At 69.8% G+C, this 14,779-nt stretch carries 19 protein-coding genes; 10 read left to right on the forward strand and 9 right to left on the reverse strand.

Features of this window, described 5'->3' with window-relative positions; all coding sequences use genetic code 11:
• Positions 1 to 81: 81 nt before the first annotated feature.
• The gene (locus tag ABT360_RS12210) at positions 82 to 513 is read right to left on the reverse strand and encodes a pyridoxamine 5'-phosphate oxidase family protein (RefSeq protein ID WP_351814205.1); all 432 of its coding nucleotides are present in this window, start codon (positions 511 to 513) and stop codon (positions 82 to 84) included.
• A gap of 13 nt (positions 514 to 526) precedes the next feature.
• Positions 527 to 934 carry a hypothetical protein gene (locus ABT360_RS12215; protein ID WP_351814158.1) on the reverse strand — a complete coding sequence of 136 codons (408 nt, stop codon included), beginning with the start codon at positions 932 to 934 and terminating at the stop codon, positions 527 to 529.
• A gap of 123 nt (positions 935 to 1,057) precedes the next feature.
• Between ABT360_RS12215 and ABT360_RS12220 the strand changes: the two genes are divergently transcribed.
• Positions 1,058 to 1,834, forward strand: coding sequence for a helix-turn-helix domain-containing protein (locus tag ABT360_RS12220; RefSeq protein WP_351814160.1), 777 nt, complete (start codon positions 1,058 to 1,060; stop codon positions 1,832 to 1,834).
• Entirely contained in the window at positions 1,831 to 2,064 is a 234-nt protein-coding gene (locus tag ABT360_RS12225; RefSeq protein ID WP_351814162.1) for a DUF397 domain-containing protein, read from the forward strand. Before ABT360_RS12220 ends, ABT360_RS12225 begins: the two co-directional genes overlap by 4 nt.
• Before the next feature lie 10 nt (positions 2,065 to 2,074).
• Here ABT360_RS12225 and ABT360_RS12230 read toward each other — a convergent pair whose 3' ends face one another.
• Genes ABT360_RS12230 through ABT360_RS12240 form a run of 3 tightly spaced genes read right to left on the reverse strand, consistent with a single transcriptional unit; the run spans position 2,075 to position 3,787 of the window.
• The gene (locus ABT360_RS12230; protein WP_351814164.1) at positions 2,075 to 2,740 is read right to left on the reverse strand and encodes a hypothetical protein; all 666 of its coding nucleotides are present in this window, start codon (positions 2,738 to 2,740) and stop codon (positions 2,075 to 2,077) included.
• A gap of 57 nt (positions 2,741 to 2,797) precedes the next feature.
• Positions 2,798 to 3,103 (reverse strand): hypothetical protein, encoded by a 306-nt coding sequence (locus ABT360_RS12235; protein WP_351814166.1) that lies wholly within the window; start codon positions 3,101 to 3,103, stop codon positions 2,798 to 2,800.
• A gap of 21 nt (positions 3,104 to 3,124) precedes the next feature.
• Positions 3,125 to 3,787 (reverse strand): GOLPH3/VPS74 family protein, encoded by a 663-nt coding sequence (locus ABT360_RS12240; protein ID WP_351814168.1) that lies wholly within the window; start codon positions 3,785 to 3,787, stop codon positions 3,125 to 3,127.
• Positions 3,788 to 3,974: 187 nt separating this feature from the next.
• On the opposite strand from ABT360_RS12240, the gene ABT360_RS12245 reads away from it, so the two are divergent.
• Both ABT360_RS12245 and ABT360_RS12250 read left to right on the forward strand, forming a co-directional pair.
• Complete coding sequence (locus ABT360_RS12245; protein WP_351814170.1) at positions 3,975 to 4,388, forward strand: hypothetical protein; 414 nt, start codon at positions 3,975 to 3,977, stop codon at positions 4,386 to 4,388.
• Between the two features lie 37 nt (positions 4,389 to 4,425).
• Complete coding sequence (locus ABT360_RS12250; RefSeq protein WP_351814172.1) at positions 4,426 to 4,695, forward strand: transcriptional regulator; 270 nt, start codon at positions 4,426 to 4,428, stop codon at positions 4,693 to 4,695.
• A gap of 109 nt (positions 4,696 to 4,804) precedes the next feature.
• On the opposite strand, the gene ABT360_RS12255 is transcribed toward ABT360_RS12250, so the two are convergent.
• Positions 4,805 to 5,377: a hypothetical protein gene (locus tag ABT360_RS12255; protein WP_351814174.1), complete on the reverse strand. Its 573-nt coding sequence runs from the start codon at positions 5,375 to 5,377 to the stop codon at positions 4,805 to 4,807.
• 227 nt (positions 5,378 to 5,604) lie between these two features.
• Positions 5,605 to 6,258: a pyridoxine/pyridoxamine 5'-phosphate oxidase gene (locus ABT360_RS12260; RefSeq protein WP_351814176.1), complete on the reverse strand. Its 654-nt coding sequence runs from the start codon at positions 6,256 to 6,258 to the stop codon at positions 5,605 to 5,607.
• A 151-nt stretch (positions 6,259 to 6,409) separates the two neighbouring features.
• Here ABT360_RS12260 and ABT360_RS12265 point away from each other — a divergent pair, with 151 nt between their 5' ends.
• On the forward strand, positions 6,410 to 6,604 hold the full coding sequence (locus ABT360_RS12265) for a hypothetical protein (RefSeq protein ID WP_351814178.1): 195 nt from the start codon (positions 6,410 to 6,412) through the stop codon (positions 6,602 to 6,604).
• 95 nt (positions 6,605 to 6,699) lie between these two features.
• Here the strand turns inward: ABT360_RS12265 and ABT360_RS12270 are convergent, their stop codons facing one another.
• Positions 6,700 to 7,833, reverse strand: coding sequence for a thiolase C-terminal domain-containing protein (locus tag ABT360_RS12270; RefSeq protein WP_351814180.1), 1,134 nt, complete (start codon positions 7,831 to 7,833; stop codon positions 6,700 to 6,702).
• Positions 7,834 to 7,916: 83 nt separating this feature from the next.
• On the opposite strand from ABT360_RS12270, the gene ABT360_RS12275 reads away from it, so the two are divergent.
• Positions 7,917 to 9,083 (forward strand): acyl-CoA dehydrogenase family protein, encoded by a 1,167-nt coding sequence (locus ABT360_RS12275; protein ID WP_351814182.1) that lies wholly within the window; start codon positions 7,917 to 7,919, stop codon positions 9,081 to 9,083.
• 5 nt (positions 9,084 to 9,088) lie between these two features.
• Here ABT360_RS12275 and ABT360_RS12280 read toward each other — a convergent pair whose 3' ends face one another.
• Positions 9,089 to 9,589: an Lrp/AsnC family transcriptional regulator gene (locus tag ABT360_RS12280; RefSeq protein ID WP_351814184.1), complete on the reverse strand. Its 501-nt coding sequence runs from the start codon at positions 9,587 to 9,589 to the stop codon at positions 9,089 to 9,091.
• A gap of 70 nt (positions 9,590 to 9,659) precedes the next feature.
• On the opposite strand from ABT360_RS12280, the gene ABT360_RS12285 reads away from it, so the two are divergent.
• The 4 genes from ABT360_RS12285 (at position 9,660) to ABT360_RS12300 (ending at position 14,663) form a co-directional block, all read left to right on the forward strand.
• On the forward strand, positions 9,660 to 10,679 hold the full coding sequence (locus ABT360_RS12285; protein WP_351814186.1) for a DMT family transporter: 1,020 nt from the start codon (positions 9,660 to 9,662) through the stop codon (positions 10,677 to 10,679).
• On the forward strand, positions 10,676 to 11,425 hold the full coding sequence (locus ABT360_RS12290; RefSeq protein ID WP_351814188.1) for a thioesterase II family protein: 750 nt from the start codon (positions 10,676 to 10,678) through the stop codon (positions 11,423 to 11,425). The genes ABT360_RS12285 and ABT360_RS12290 overlap by 4 nt, the downstream gene beginning before the upstream one ends.
• A gap of 315 nt (positions 11,426 to 11,740) precedes the next feature.
• The gene (locus tag ABT360_RS12295) at positions 11,741 to 13,453 is read left to right on the forward strand and encodes an amino acid adenylation domain-containing protein (RefSeq protein WP_351814190.1); all 1,713 of its coding nucleotides are present in this window, start codon (positions 11,741 to 11,743) and stop codon (positions 13,451 to 13,453) included.
• A 253-nt stretch (positions 13,454 to 13,706) separates the two neighbouring features.
• Positions 13,707 to 14,663 (forward strand): chlorinating enzyme, encoded by a 957-nt coding sequence (locus ABT360_RS12300; protein ID WP_344357303.1) that lies wholly within the window; start codon positions 13,707 to 13,709, stop codon positions 14,661 to 14,663.
• Positions 14,664 to 14,779 lie beyond the last annotated feature (116 nt).

Here is a 14,779-nt window from a genome sequence, read left to right on the forward strand (position 1 = left end):
GAACTGGCCTGGCTCACAGACGCGCTCGGACATCCCCCACGACAGGTCCTCATCCACATCTGGTGCTGCGGTGACCGGGCATCAGCCGTTGACGTCCAGCGCGGTCCCGTAAAGCTTGCCCACCCGCAAACGGATGACCACCCCGCGCTCGGCGACCAATCCCTTCAGGAACGCCTCCGCGTCCTCCGGCCGCGCGGCCTCGGGAATCATGCCGAGCAGCTCCCGGCCGACCGCGTCACCGGGGACGGTCGTGACGTCGGAGAGCTCGGCCTCGCCCTCGGCGACGGCGAAGGACCACACGTCACCCCCCGGCACGTGCAGGGCCGCGTGGGGATCGCGCTGGAGCTGCTTGACCTTGACGCGGTCCGCCGTGGTGGAGAACCGCACGATGCGGGCCTCGGGGTCCCAGCTGTACATCATGGTGGTGAGGTGGGGGTGGCCACTGCGCTTCATCGTGGCGAGCGTGCCGAACTGCTGGCTCCCGAGCAGGTCGGAGAGAGCCTCGTCGGACAGGACGCCGGCCCGGTCAGGCCGGCGGTAGGCACAGCTGCGCTGTGACGATCTCGTGGAGCAGCCCGGGGTCGACGAACTCGCCCTCGACGGGCGGACCGCACCGCCAGGACAGCGGATACGTGTTGCCGTGCGGTGCCGGGATGCCCACGTACTGGTCCCGGGCGCAGGGCCCGAAGCAGGTGGCGCCCGGCGGCCAGTCGTACTCCTTGCTGCTGCCCGGCGGGATGAGGAAGTACGTCCACCGCCCACCGGAGACCTCCCGCACGACGGGGCCGGGGCGACCGTCGGTGGCGTCGGCCAGGTGGTGCAGTACGGCCTCGCCCCGGACCCCGCGTACGCGGATGGCGTCGAAGTGGATCCCGGCGAGGCGGAGTTGCAGGCCGGACGCGGGGACCCAATCGGGGAGTTTGTTGCTCGTCATGGCTACGAGGATCGTGGTGGTTGCGTAGCGTGACCAGGGGGACACGATCCACTTCGGGGCGGTGTGGGAAGGACGGTGGCGGTTGTGGGATCGAGTGGTGAGCCCTCGCCGGCGCGGAGGCACGTGGGCGAGTTGGTCAAGAAGTTCCGCGCCATGGCGGACCTGACCCAGAAGGACCTCGCGGACCGGCTCCTGATGTCGGAGTCGCTGGTCGGCGCGTACGAGCGGGCGGAACGCATCCCGACGACGGCGTTCCTGGTCGACGCGGACGCGGCGCTGGGCGCGCAGGGGGTGCTGCGGTCGTGCGTGGAGCTGATGGAGGAGGAGAAGTACTCGCCGAAGTTCCTCAACTGGAAGCGCACGGAGGCGGACGCGGCGAGCATCAGCGCGTACGAGAACATGCTCGTCCCTGGCTTGTTGCAGACCCCGTCGTACGCGCGGGCGCTGTACGAGACCCGGGTGCCGGTGTACGAGCCGGACGAGATCGACCGGCACGTGCAGGCGAGGCTTGAGCGGCAGGAGGTGCTGGACCGCAGGCCGCGGCCGATCGTCAGTTACGTGGTCGAGGAGTCGGTGTTCCAGCGACCGATCGGCGGCGAACCGGTACTCAAGGAGCAGCTCCTGCACCTGCTGGAGTCGGTCCGTACGAGGAACCACCTGACGGTGCAGGTGATGCCGACGCAGCGGTCCGTGCACGCGGGATTGAACGGATTGCTGCACCTGGTGAGCACCCGAGAAGGACGCAATCTGGGGTACACCGAGGGGCAGGGTGGAGCTACCTTGATCTCGAAACCGGAAGAGGTGAACCGGCTCAACGACCTCTTCGGTGCGCTGCGGGCCCAGGCCCTCACGCCCTGGGAGTCCGTGGAACTGATCGAGAGGATTGCGGCGAAGTTATGAGCCCTGACCTGGTCTGGTTCAAGAGCAGCTACAGCAACAATGAGGGCGGCGCCTGCGTCGAAGTCGCCTACGACTGGCGCAAGTCCAGCTACAGCGGTAACGAAGGTGACGCGTGCGTCGAGGTCGCCGCCTGCCCCCACGCCGTCCACGTGCGCGACTCCAAGCTCACCGACGGGCCCACCTTCGCGGTGGGGGCCGACGCGTGGGCGGCGTTCGTGGCGAGCCGCTGACGGCGGGGCGTCAGCCGCAGTCGCGTACCGGGCACAGGTCGACGCGGCTGATGCCCGGCAGTTTCTCGATCTCGCGCTTCAGGGTCGCCCGCCGTGCCTCGGAGAAGTCGTCGGGGAAGCGGACCTCCAGGTAGAGCAGGTCCTCCGACGCGGCCCCCGTCACGCTGGTGGCACCGAGCCGCTTCAGCCGCTCGTCGTGCTTGCCGAGCTCGGCGTAGAAGGTGTCGGGATCGCTGACCGCGCGGTAGGTGTGGGGCTCCGCGAGGGCGGGCGCGATGGAGAAGTGCCAGAAGAAGGACCCGAAGGCGGCGAGGAACCATGCCGCCGTCAGTCCGCCGACCGTGCCCATGATCTTGGCGCTCACGGGGCGCAGGCGCGGGTCGGCGAAGGCGGCCAGGAGCAGCAGCAGCGCGGACGGCCAGAAGAGGAACATGCCGAACAGGAACCCCGGCAGCCCCAACGCCACGAGCCCCAGCGCCACGATCACGCTCGCGCGAGCGAAGGTCGAGGGGCGGCGCGGCAGGAACAGGGGGATCGCCACGGACATGGCCGTCAGGACGTGCAGCGGGAGGAGGTAGCTGGTCAGCGTCCACAGCAGCACCGGCAGGGTGGCGATCACCGCACCGGCCGCGAGGGCGCGCTGGAGGCCGTGTACTCGGGTGCCCACCGCCTCCATGGCCCACTCCTTGGTGAACGCGTTCGATTGAACGCGTTCAACATACCCCAGGGCCGGTCAGCGTTCGAGGTCCGGGTAGCCCCAGTCGAGGGTGAGCTTCGCTCCCGGTGCGACCTCATTGACCGCGTACTTCACATAGCTCTCGAACTCCGGCTGCCAGAGGTGGAACCGGGTGATGCTCAGCGGGAAGTCGGTCTCGCCCGACACGAAGGCCGTCCCCTCGTCCCAGGCGACGCCCAAGTTCACCTGGTCCTGGATGCGCTCGTCCTCCATGACCTCGTCCAGCGAGCGCACGACCTCCCGGGCCTGGGCTTCGTCCTTCAGGGCGGTGACGGTGAGGGTGAATGTGATGTTGACGGACATGGCTGAACTGTACGAGGCCGCTCAGAGCACGACGGTGGTGGCGGTGACCACGGTGACCGCCACCATCGCGGCCTGCATGTTCCGGATCGCCTCGCGGACGCCGTCGCCCGCCCACTGGCCGTCGGCGATCTTCGCCATGCGGGGCGCGACCAGCTTGTGCGGGACGTCCGGGAACGCCAGCCGGTGCAGCTTGGCGGCGTGCAGCAGGCTGACGAGCCCGGACGTACGGTCGTCCGGCTCCGTACCGTGCACGACGACCGACGTCAGCCGTGCGCGCAGTTCCTGCTCCACCGAGCCGTCCGCCTCCGGATAGCGGCGCACCGGGAAGAGGCCGAGCACCCGGCTCTGCTCCTCGACGACGAGGCCCCGCTCGCACAGGGCCTCCACGGTCGCGGTCACCGACTTCGACTGGTCCTTGGACAGCCACTCGGTGACCTTGCGCCTGCTCTTGCGCCGCGTCCACTCGTCGAGTTGGGCCAGCCGCCCGTCGAGCAGCGCGGTGCCCGTGGGCGTCGTATCGGTCACGGCCAGCCGGCCGTCGGACACGGAGACCCGGTCCGCCATGGCCAGCTCCAGCAGGATGCCGCCCGCCACGGCCCATCCGGCCGACGACCGCTCCTTCGCGGCCCCCGACTCGTCGTCCAGCGACAGCAGCGCGATTTCCTCGGCCAGCGTGACGGTCATGCCATTCCCCCCGAACGTTGTGCGGTCATACGTGTCGACGCGCAAGCGTCCCACGGGGTTCCCGTCCAGGAGTGCCGGTGGTCGGCCGCCGGCCGCTCCCAGTTGCTCGATGCGCTAGTAGTTGCACATTTGGAAACCACATGCGTAAGGTGACGATGTACGAAGCGACGACCGTGAAAGGGTGACCATGGGGGAGAACGCGAACTCCGCAGAGCAGCTGCGTGCCATAGAGGACGCCCCGGTGCTCACACGGGCCGCGTCTGCCGGTGAGCGCGCTCTGGGCGCACTGTCGGTCCTGGCGCTGTTCGCCGTGCTCGCGGTGGCGGCCACGAGGGAGATCCCGCTGGTCGTGGGCATCGTGGTCCTGTTGCTCGCGCTGGGGCTCCTGCTCGGCTGGCGCTGGTTCCACCTCCGGGCCCCCGGCAGGAGGCCGCACACCAAGGCGGAGGAGTGGACCGCCTTCCTCGGCCCGGTGTCCCTGGCGATCCCCGGGCTCGGGCTGCTCTGGAACAACCCGGTCGCACTGCCGGGCGCCCTGCTCGCGGCCGCCGTGCCGACCGCCGTTCTCGCCGGCTACCTCGTGCTGCGCTGGAGGCGCTGACGTGCCCCCGCAGCCACGCACGCGCCTGACGACGGTGATGCATTCACCCACGCGCCTCGCCATTCTGGGCGCCCTCAGACACGTTCAGCAGATCAACTTCGCCGATCTCCAGAACTCCCTGGAGCTCTCCACCGCCGAACTGTCCCGGCAGCTGGGCATTCTGGAGAAGGAAAGCCTCGTCGAGATCGCGAAGTTCCGTGAGCGGCGGCACGCCGTCACCCGAGTCCGCCTCTCGCCTTCCGGGCGGGAACGGTTCCAGGAATACCTGGAAGAACTCCGCAAGGTCGTACAAGCGGAATTCGAGTAACGGGACGAGCGCTTTACCGGTCATGGAGACGGGGCGAGCCGGAAAAGCTCGCCCCGTCATTCCCGCTCAGTTCTCAGGCATGGTCACAGCCGTCGAAGCGCTCGCTTCCTCACGCCCAAGGGGTGGCACACCAGACGGCGCTGGCGGCGAGAGAGGCGGCGAGCCCCACGACTCCGCCCTTGACGGCGATCTTGATGCCGCGCTTGGCCGCTTCCTTGGTGATCAGCCGGGCGGCGTCGGACCACTTCTTCTCCGACAGCTTGTTCATGATGGCGGAGGTGGCACCGCCGAGCCCGCCCAGCCCCACGGCCTTGAGCAGGCACTTGCCGTAGCTGTCCTTGCTCGCGGCGGCGGCGCGCAGGCCGGACGACGCCTTGGGGTCGCCGGCACCGGCCCGCTGCTCGGCGATCCGGGCTTCCACGGTGTCCGCGAACTCCTTGCCGAACTTCGCCTCGGCGGCGGCGCGGTCGAACGTGCCGTCAGCGGCGGTCAGTTCACCGCTGAAAATGGCCTCCAGATACTTCGCCAGCTCGTCGATCTGCTGCTGGGAGATCTCCTCCGCGGATATCGAGGCGACGGCCGGACCCTGAACGGCTGCGTGGGCCGTGCTGACACCGCTGAAGGTGACGGCGGCCGCGCAGACGAGAGAGACGAGAGCCGCACGACGGCGGAAGGTCTTCACAACTTGCTCCTTGGTCAGAGGAAAGGGAGCTGTGTCCCTGTCAATTCACCCGTCACGCGTGCACGTTGGTCGTTCGTGCCGAGTTCCCCCGCGCGGCGGGCGAAGATCACTTAAACATATGGAGCGTGTCGGTTTGAACCTGAGAAAGGGGGAACCGAGGAAAATCTGAGGAAGATCTGAGGTTCGTGCGTTCCGGGCGCCGACCGCGTGCGACCCGGAGGCGAGTGTTACGGCCAGAGCAGCTCCCGCTCCCACCCGCCCTCGCTGCGCCGGTAGCGCAGCCGCAGGTGCCGGCGGCGTTCGTCGCCCTGGAAGAACTCGACCTCGCGCGGATCGAGGACGTACAGCGTCCAGGTCTCCGCGTCCGCGTCCGGTTCCGCCTGCGCGCGCTGCCAGGCGGCCTCGCTCGCTGTCGCCAGCTCGTCCAAGGAGTCCAGGACCTCGCTCTGCCGGCCGACCAGAGCGGCGGCCAGCGCGCCCGTCGAGCGGGCGTGCAGGTCGGCGTACGCTTCCTCGGGCGTACCCGACACGACCTGGCCCCGCACCCGCACCTGGCGGCCCTGCACCGGCCAGTAGAAGCCGAGCGCCGCGTGCGGGACGACGGCCAGTTGGCGGCCCTTCGCGCTGGTGGCGTGGGAGGCGAAGTGCCAGCCCCGCTCGTCCGCGTCGTGCAGCATGACGGTCCGCACATCGGGCCGTCCGTCCCCGTCGACGGTGGCCAGCGACATGGTGTGCGGCTCCACCTGACCGGCCTCGCCCGCCGCCACGAACCAGTCGTGGAAGAGCGGGAGGGGGGCGGCGGGTGCGGATTCCGGGTCGAAGGCGGGCAGTTCGGTGTCCCATACGCGCAGCGAGCGGAGTGTCTCGTGGAAGCTGGTCATCGAGACATCATCCGCTTTCCGGGTGCGGTGTCACACGGATGGGTGGAGTCCGGGTGAGTGACGTGGTGTGCACCACGGACGGCGAGATCGACTTCTCGGTGATCGAGAAGGGCGCGCAGGCCGGTACCGACGGAGGCGAGCAGCGGGCGGCATGACCGAGCTCTATCTGGCTGACACCAGTGCTCTGATCCGCTACTACCGTGGCCAGGCAGGTGCGAGCTGGGACGCGGTCGTCAACGCCGGGCTCGTCGGTCTGTGCGAGCCGGTACGTCAGGAGCTTCTGCGGGCCGCCGGTGGCAGAGCCACCTTTCACGACATGGACAGGCTGCTGCGTGAGACATTCTGACCGTGCTCCACCAGGACAACGACTTCGACACCATCGCCCGCATCACCGGGCAGCCCGTGCGCCGTATCGAGTAGGCCCACGAGCGCCACCAGGCGTTACCGCTCCCGACCCAGCACCACCGTCCCCGAGGAGCAGAACCAGCCGCCCGTCCCGGACACCACGCCCAGCCGGGCGTCCGGGACCTGGCGGCCGGGTGCCTCGCCGCGCAGCTGCCGGGTGGCCTCCACCAGGAGGAACAGGCCCCGCATGCCGGGGTGGCAGGCGGACAGGCCGCCGCCGTCGGTGTTGACGGGCAGGGTGCCCCGCTCGACGAACGGGCCGCCCTCGCCCTTGGCGCAGAAGCCGAGGTCCTCCAGGGTCACCAGGGTCATGTAGGTGAAGGCGTCGTAGACCTGCGCGAAGTCCAGGTCCGAAGGGCTCACGCCCGCCCGCTCGAAGGCGAGGCGGCCGCTCACCGCCGCCGGGGAGACCGTGAAGTCGTCCCACTCCGACATGGTGGTGTGCGAGACGTGCTCGCCGGTGCCGAGGATCCACACGGGGGCCTTCGCCGTGTCGGGTACGTACTCCTCGGCCGCCAGCAGCACCGCGCAGCCGCCGTCGCTGCGGATGCAGCAGTGCAGCTTGGTGAAGGGGTCGGCGATCACCGGGCCCGAGAGGACCTCGTCCACGGTGAGGGGCGTGCGGAACATCGCCTCCGGGTTCTGCGCGGCGTTCGCACGGGCCTGGACCGCCACCTGCGCGAGCTGTTCCAGGGTGGTGCCGTACTCGTGCATGTGGCGGCGCGCGGACATCGCGTACTTGGCGACGAGGGTGTGCCCGTACGGCACCTCGAACTGGAGCGGGCCGCGGGCGCCGAACGACAGGTTCGAGGTGCGGCGCCCGGCCCTGATGTCGGCGCGGGCGGTGGAGCCGTAGACGAGGAGGACGGCGTCGGCGTGCCCGGCCGCGATGGCGTCGGCGGCGTGCGCGGCCATGACCTCCCAGGTCGCGCCGCCCACGGTGGTGGAGTCCACCCAGCGGGGCCGCAGCCCCAGGTACTCGGCGACCTCGATCGGGGCGAGCGTGCCGAGCCCGGCCGAGGCGAGCCCGTCGACGACGGACCGGTCGAGCCCCGAGTCGGCGAGCGCCCGCCGGGCGGCCTGGGCGTGGAGCGCGTAGGGGGTGGCCGTGTCGACGCGCCCGCAGTCGGAGAGGGACACACCCACGATGGCGACGGAACGACGGCGCATGGAACTGACGGTACATCAGGTAACGGCTCTGGGCATCCACGGCGACGGCACCTAGCATGACGCCCCGTCAGAAAGGGAGCCCCATGGACGCCGCCTTCACCGCCGAACAGGACGCGATCCGCCGCACCCTGCGCGAACTGCTCGCCAAGCACTGCGGAATCGACGAGGTCAGGGCCGCGACCGGGACCGATGCCGGGTACGACGCCGGCCTGTGGGCCCTGCTGTCGCAGCGGCTCGGGCTGCCGGGACTCGCGCTGCCCGAGGCGTACGGAGGCGTCGGCTGCGGCATCGCCGAACTGGCCCTCGCCGCCGAGGAGACCGGCCGCGCCCTGGCCCCCTCACCGCTCCTCGCCACCGCCGTGCTCGCCGTCCCGCTGATCACCCGGCTCGGCACCGGGGCGCAGCGGTCGGAGCTGCTGCCGCGCATCGCGGACGGGTCCCTGACCGCCACGCTCGCCGCCGCGCCGCTGCCCCGGGCGCTCGCCCTGACCGGCGACAACCGGGCCGGTGAGTGGGCCGGGGGCGGACGGGCCGGGGGTGTGCAGGCCCGCCGGGCCGGCGGCGGGACGTGGCGGCTGTACGGGGAGGTGGGGCAGGTCCTGGACGGGCACAGCGCCGGCCTGCTGCTGGTCGCCGCGCACACGGGGGGCTACCCCCGTGCCCGCACGCTGCTCTTCCTCGTACGGGCGGAGGCGGCCGGCCTCGTGCGCGTCCGGCTGACGGCGCTCGACGAGACACGGCCCCTCGCCCGCGTGGAACTCCACGACACCGAGGCCGAGTTGCTGGGCGGGGACGGAGACGCGGCGGACGTGCCGGACGCGCTCGCCGCGACCGGGTGCGAGGCGGCGGCCGCCCTCGCCGCGGAGGCGGCGGGGGCGGCGGGCCGGGTGCTGGAGCGGACCGTCGCATACGTACGGCAGCGGCAGCAGTTCGGGCGGGCCATCGGCTCGTTCCAGGCGGTCAGGCACCGGCTGGCCGACCTGTACGTGCGGGTGCAGGCGGCGCGTTCGGCGGCGTACTACGCGGCCTGGGACCCGGCCGCCGGGGCACTGGCGCTCGCCCAGTGTCTGGAGGCGCAGCACACCGTCACCGCCGAGGGCATCCAGCTGCACGGCGGCATCGGCTTCACCTGGGAGCACGAGGCGCACCTGTACTTCAAGCGGGCTACCGCCGACGGACTGCTCTTCGGCCCGGTCCACCGGCTGCGCGCCCACGCGGCGGAAACAGCGGGGGTGTTCGCCGCCGCGTAGGGCCGTCAGGCGGGGTAGCCGGGTGACCGGCGGTTCTTGGAATCCTTGAGGAGCTGGACGGGCCGGCGCCGGAGGTGTTCGTAGACCAGCGAGGCGCGGACGTCGGCGACGGCCGGGTACTGGGCGATGCGGTCCAGGACGAAGTCCTCCAGCCGCTGGGGGTCCTTCACCGCGACGAGGATCTGGAAGTCGTCGCTGCCGGTCACCACGAAGACGTCGAGCACCTCGGGCAGACCGAGGACGAACTGGCGGAAGGACTCCACGGCGTCGCGGCTCTTGGGGTGGATCCGTACGGCGAGTATCGCGCGCAGTCCCCGGTCCAGTGCGTCGAGGTTCACCTCCGCGTGGTAGCCGGTGATGATCCCCTCGTCCTGGAGGCTGCGCACGCGTTCGAGGCAGGTGGAGTCGGCGATGCCGAGCGTTCTGGCCAGTTCGCGGTTGCTCCGGCGCGCATTCTTCTGCAACTCGACAGTCAGGCGCTCGTTGATCTCATCGAAATTCGGCATGAGGCCCAACCTAGCGCACGTGTTGCGGGCACGCTGTACGACCGTCGAACTTCCTGTCAGCATCTGGCTCATGGACAGTAGCAACGAGCAAGTTGATCACTCCGAGCCTTCATTAGGGCGGCACACCGGCCCCCTTCTGGTGCTGGCGGCCGCTCTGATGTGGAGCACCACGGGCATCGCCGGCCAGCTTCTGCCCGACGTGTCCCCGGCGACCATCGCCACGCTGCGGCTGACGCTGGGTGCCGCCGTTCTCTGCCTGACCCTGTTGTTCGCGTCCCAGCGGGGCGGCGCCGGGTGGCGGGCCCTGAACCGGCGGCAGAAGGGCATCATCTGCCTGGCCGGCGTCTGCACGGCGGCGTTCCAGATCTTCTTCTTCTTCTCCGTACGGATGACCGGCGCGGCCCTCGGCACGCTGACCGTCCTGACGAGCGCGCCGCTGTGCGCGGCGGTCATCGACTGGCTGTCCCGTGGTGAACGGCCCTCGTCGCGCTGGTACGTGGGCACCGCTCTGGCCGTCGCCGGGGTCTTCCTGCTGACGTTCGACGGCGGCGAGTCGCTCAGGATGGGCGGCGTGGCGCTCGCGGTGCTGTGCGGCGCGTGTTACGCCGGGTACTCCGCCACCACGGGAGCGCTGGTCAAGACGGGGGTTCCGCGCACGTTCGTGGTGCGTACGTCGCTCACCATCGGCGGAGTGATGCTCGCCCCGATCCTGCTCGGCGCGGACTACGGGTCGCTGGGCGACACCCGCAGTGTGGCGATCGTGGCCTGGCTGGCCGTGGTGGGCACGGCGCTGCCCTACCTGGCGTTCGTCGCGGGCCTTCAGTACACGGCGGCACGCACGGCCGCGTCCGTGGGCCTCGCCCAGCCGCTGGCGGCGGCGGTGCTGGCCCTCGTCGTCCTGCACGAGCCGTTCACCGCGCCGATGATCGCCGCCACCGCGTTGCTGGTGGTGGGGCTCCTCGTGGTGAGCCTGCCGGGCAGGGACAAGGCGGCGGCCGGCGGGACCGCTCCGCCGGCCTCGGAGATCGTGACCGCGCCGGTGGGCGACCCCGGCAACGCGGCGGTCACCACTGCGCAGGGAGAGCGATGAGACCGACCGCCACCAAGAACCCGTGGCTGCCCTTCGGCACCGGGGCCGACGCCGAACTGCGACTGCTGTGCCTGCCGCACGCGGGCGCGGGCGCGTCGTCCTACCGCGCCTGGGGGGAGGGGATGTCCTCCCAAATCGCGGTGTGCCCGGTGCAGCCACCGGGCCGTGAGACCCGGCGCCGGGAGCCGCCGGAGACACAGGTCGGCCCCCTGGTCGCCGACCTGGCGGCTTCGCTGTCCCAGGAACCCCTCACCCCGTACGCGGTGTTCGGCCACAGCACCGGGGCCCTGTCGGCCTTCGAGCTGTGCCGCCAGCTGCGCAGGATGCACGCGCCACCACCGGTCCACCTGTTCGTCGCGGGCCGCCGGGCGCCACAGATACCCATGGACCAGACGCGGCTGCGCGGCCTCTCCGTCCCGGAGCTGGCCGACGTGCTGCGCCGGCTCGGGGGCACTCCGGAACAGGTCCTGTCCGATCCGGGCCTGCTGCGCATGCTGCATCCCCTGCTGATCGCGGACTTCGCGGTGAACGAGACGTACCACTACGTCCACGAGCCCCCGCTGGACTGTCCGATAACCGTCTTCGCCGCCGACGAGGACCCACGGGCCGACCTGGACCAGGCGGCGGCGTGGGAGCACCAGACCACGGCTGCCTTCACCTGGCACACCCTCCGCGGGGGGCACTTCGCCGTGTTCCAGCAGGCGGAGCGGGTCCATGGCTGGATCGCGGAGGCCCTGCGGGCCTGACGCCGGCGGGGCACCGGCGCGTGTTCGCCCTGGCGGCGGACGCGCCCGCCGCCAGGGCGCTGCCCGGCCGATTTCGGTCATGAATCGTGGCTGAATTCAATGTGGTGTATTGCGTCATGGCTATGCCCGGAAACATGCCGGACGGACGCATTCCTGTCCCGTGTGATCCTTCACGGCCGGGCCGGTCTCAAAATGTGAGAGTTGCCGGGACGATTTCAGCGGCCCGCTGGGCGCCTTTTTCACACAGCGTGTCAGCCGACGGCCTATGCCAACAGCAAGGGCTCTATTGACCATTACGGAGCGTAGTGCAACCGGTTGCCCGGCGAACCGGAACTGATTGACACCCGCTTCTGGGCTGTGATCAGCTTTGAACGCAGGGCGACACCAAGTGCCCGGCTTGGAATCCATTGCACTGAGCTCATCCCTTTTCAGGAACTAGCTGAGAGAAAGACAATGCGACTTCAGGGCCGCTTGACGACATCCCCCGCAACCCCCGTCCATCAGGTGTTCGAATCCCATGCCGAGGCCCGGCCGGAGCGGCCGGCGCTCGTGTGCGGCGAGGTGTCCTACACCTACGGGGAGCTGAACGAACGGGCGAACCGGCTGGCGCACTTCCTGCTGGCCCGTGGTGTGGGCCCCGGCTCGGTCGTGGGCCTGTGCCTCGACCGTTCCGCGGAACTCGTGCTCACCCTGCTCGCCGCACTCAAGGTCGGCGCCGGGTACGCGCCGCTCGACCCCTCCTACCCGGCAGAGCGGCTCCGGCTGATGACGGAGCAGCTCGCCCACGCCGACCTGATCGCCGTCTCACCTGCGACGACGTCCCTCGTGGAGCACTGCGCCGACAAGCGCGTGGACATCGCCGCTCTGGACCTGGACGGCTTCCCGGCCACGGCGCCCGAGGTCGACGTCGACGTCGACGCGGTCTGCTACGTAGTGTTCACGTCGGGTTCCACCGGTGCTCCCAAAGCCACCGCCGTACGGCATCGTGGCTGGTACAACCTGCTGGAGTGGCTCACCGGCGAATTCGGCCTCGACGCCGACTCCAGCAACCTGATGATCAGCTCCTTCGGCTTCGACATCAGTCAACGAAGCCTCATGGCGCCGCTGTTCTCGGGCGCGACGCTGCATCTGCTGCCCAGTCGCAGCTTCGACGTCCTGATGGCCTCCCGGATCATCAGGGAACAGAAAATCCGCACCCTGCACTGTGCGCCGAGCGCGCTCTATCTGCTTCTCCAGCGCGATGAGGAATCGGGCGGGAAAATCCTCGACCCGCTTCAGCATGCATTCGTCGGCGGCGAGCCGTTCACGGTGAGCCGTATGGAAAACTGGGCCAAGAATTACTCGAGCTCAGGGAAAATTGTCAATGTCTACGGCGTGGCCGAATGCACGGACGTTTCCTCTTTCCATGTGCTGACGGACTATCCCGATTATGCTGTCCGGGGTGTTCCCATCGGCCGGCCGGTGAACAATACTGACCTGTACATCCTCGACGAGGAACTCCGGAGCGTGGCGACCGGGGAGACCGGGGAGATATGCATCGCGGGCGCCGGCATAGGCGCCGGGTATCTCAACGCTCCCGCGCTGAACGCGGAAAGGTTCATCACCGCACGCCTCGGCGACGGGCGGGACGTGGCGCTCTACCGCACCGGCGACATGGGTTATGTCCGCGACGACGGCGAGCTGATGTGCGTCGGACGTGTCGACGCGCAGGTCAAGATCCGCGGTATGCGCATCGACCTGGGAGAGGTCGAGAACGCGGTGCGCTCCTGCCGCGGGGTCCAGGACGCGGTCGCCCTGGTCGCCGGCGGCGAGCCGGGCGGCGAGGAGGCCCACCTGGTGGCCTTCGTGCTGCCGGAGCCGGGCGCCGGGGGCCGCCCCGCCGAACTGGACAGCCGCGCCCTGCGGTCCGAGCTCCTGGCCGCCCACCCGCGCCATCTGGTGCCCAAGGCGTTCGTGGCGGTGCCGGCCTTCCCCCTCAGCCCCAACGGCAAGGTCGACCGGCGGGCGCTGGCGCGGCGCGCCGGATGAGCCGCGCGCCAGTGCGCCCGCGGCCGACCTGACGACCAGTCACCCCCACTATCGGCACCAGGTCCTTGTAGCCGAATGGATTTCGGCTCCATAGCCAAAGTGCCGTTCATCGTGCGGAGGCCAAAAGAGCCCCAACCGCACCCACCAACTCCGGGTCCTTACCCCGTCCGGTTCCGGACCCGGGTCCGTACCCCACGCACGGTCCGCGTGACCGCGCGTATCCATCCACCCACTCAAGGAAGTTGCTCTCACCATGACGGAAACCGCTCCGCTCCCGCTGCCCCACGCACAGGTGGCAGGAAACGCGATCGTCCCCGACGACATCAAGGACGACATCCGCAGCTTCACCGAGAACGGATTCGTCGGCCCGATCAAGCTCTACGAGCCCGAGGAGGCCGCGGAGATCATCCGCGAGATCCGTATCCAGAACCAGGACCGGTCCAAGGCGCTCTACCCGAACAGCGTCAACTACGACCGTCACTACGACATCTCGCACCTGTCCAGCCACATCATGCACCCGACGATCATCAAGTACCTGACGGCGATCCTCGGTCCGGACGTCCTGCTGTGGCGCACCGAGTTCTTCCCGAAGTTCCCGGGTTCCAGCGGCACCGAGTGGCACCAGGTGCGCGACTACAGCTACGCCAACGGCAAGCCGCAGCTGCTGCCGACGGAGTCCGAGTGGAACGCCTTCATCGACATCACGGTGTGGACGACGTTCACGCCGGCGACGAAGGACACCGGGTGCATGCGGTTCGTCCGTGGCTCGCACCGCAACTGGTACTTCGACGAGCGCAAGCACACCAAGCAGGGCCGCGACGGCGACTACGACGTGACGGCCGTCGACACCGACTTCTTCGGTTACGACTTCTCCGACTTCTCCATCGAGCCCGGCTGGAAGCCGGCCGAGGAGGACGTCGTCGAACTGGAGATGAAGCCGGGCGAGGCCGTCATCTTCACCGCCAACTGCGTCCACGGCTCCCTGCCCAACACCACCGAGCGCGAGACGCGGTTCGCCATCGCCGGCCGCTACGTGCCCACCCACGTGCGGGTCTACCCCGACCAGGACGGCTTCACCGCCCACGGCGCCCACTTCAACCTCGAGAAGTACGGCAGTGTCCTGGTCTCCGGCGAGGACCGCTTCGGGCACAACCGGCTGCGCACCCAGAACAACCGCGGTGAGGAGTTCGCGCCGCCCGCCGGCCACTAGGGCCTCTCGTTCGGATCTTGCTGGGCTCGTGGCGCCTGGACACCGCACCTCGCGGCGTTGTCGCCGCGCCAATGCTCCGCAGTGGCTCCCTCCTCCGCCTTGCGATGCACGGCACC

The sequence above is a fragment of the Streptomyces sp. NPDC000229 genome, assembly GCF_040300825.1.
Classification (GTDB): Bacteria; Actinomycetota; Actinomycetes; order Streptomycetales; family Streptomycetaceae; genus Streptomyces.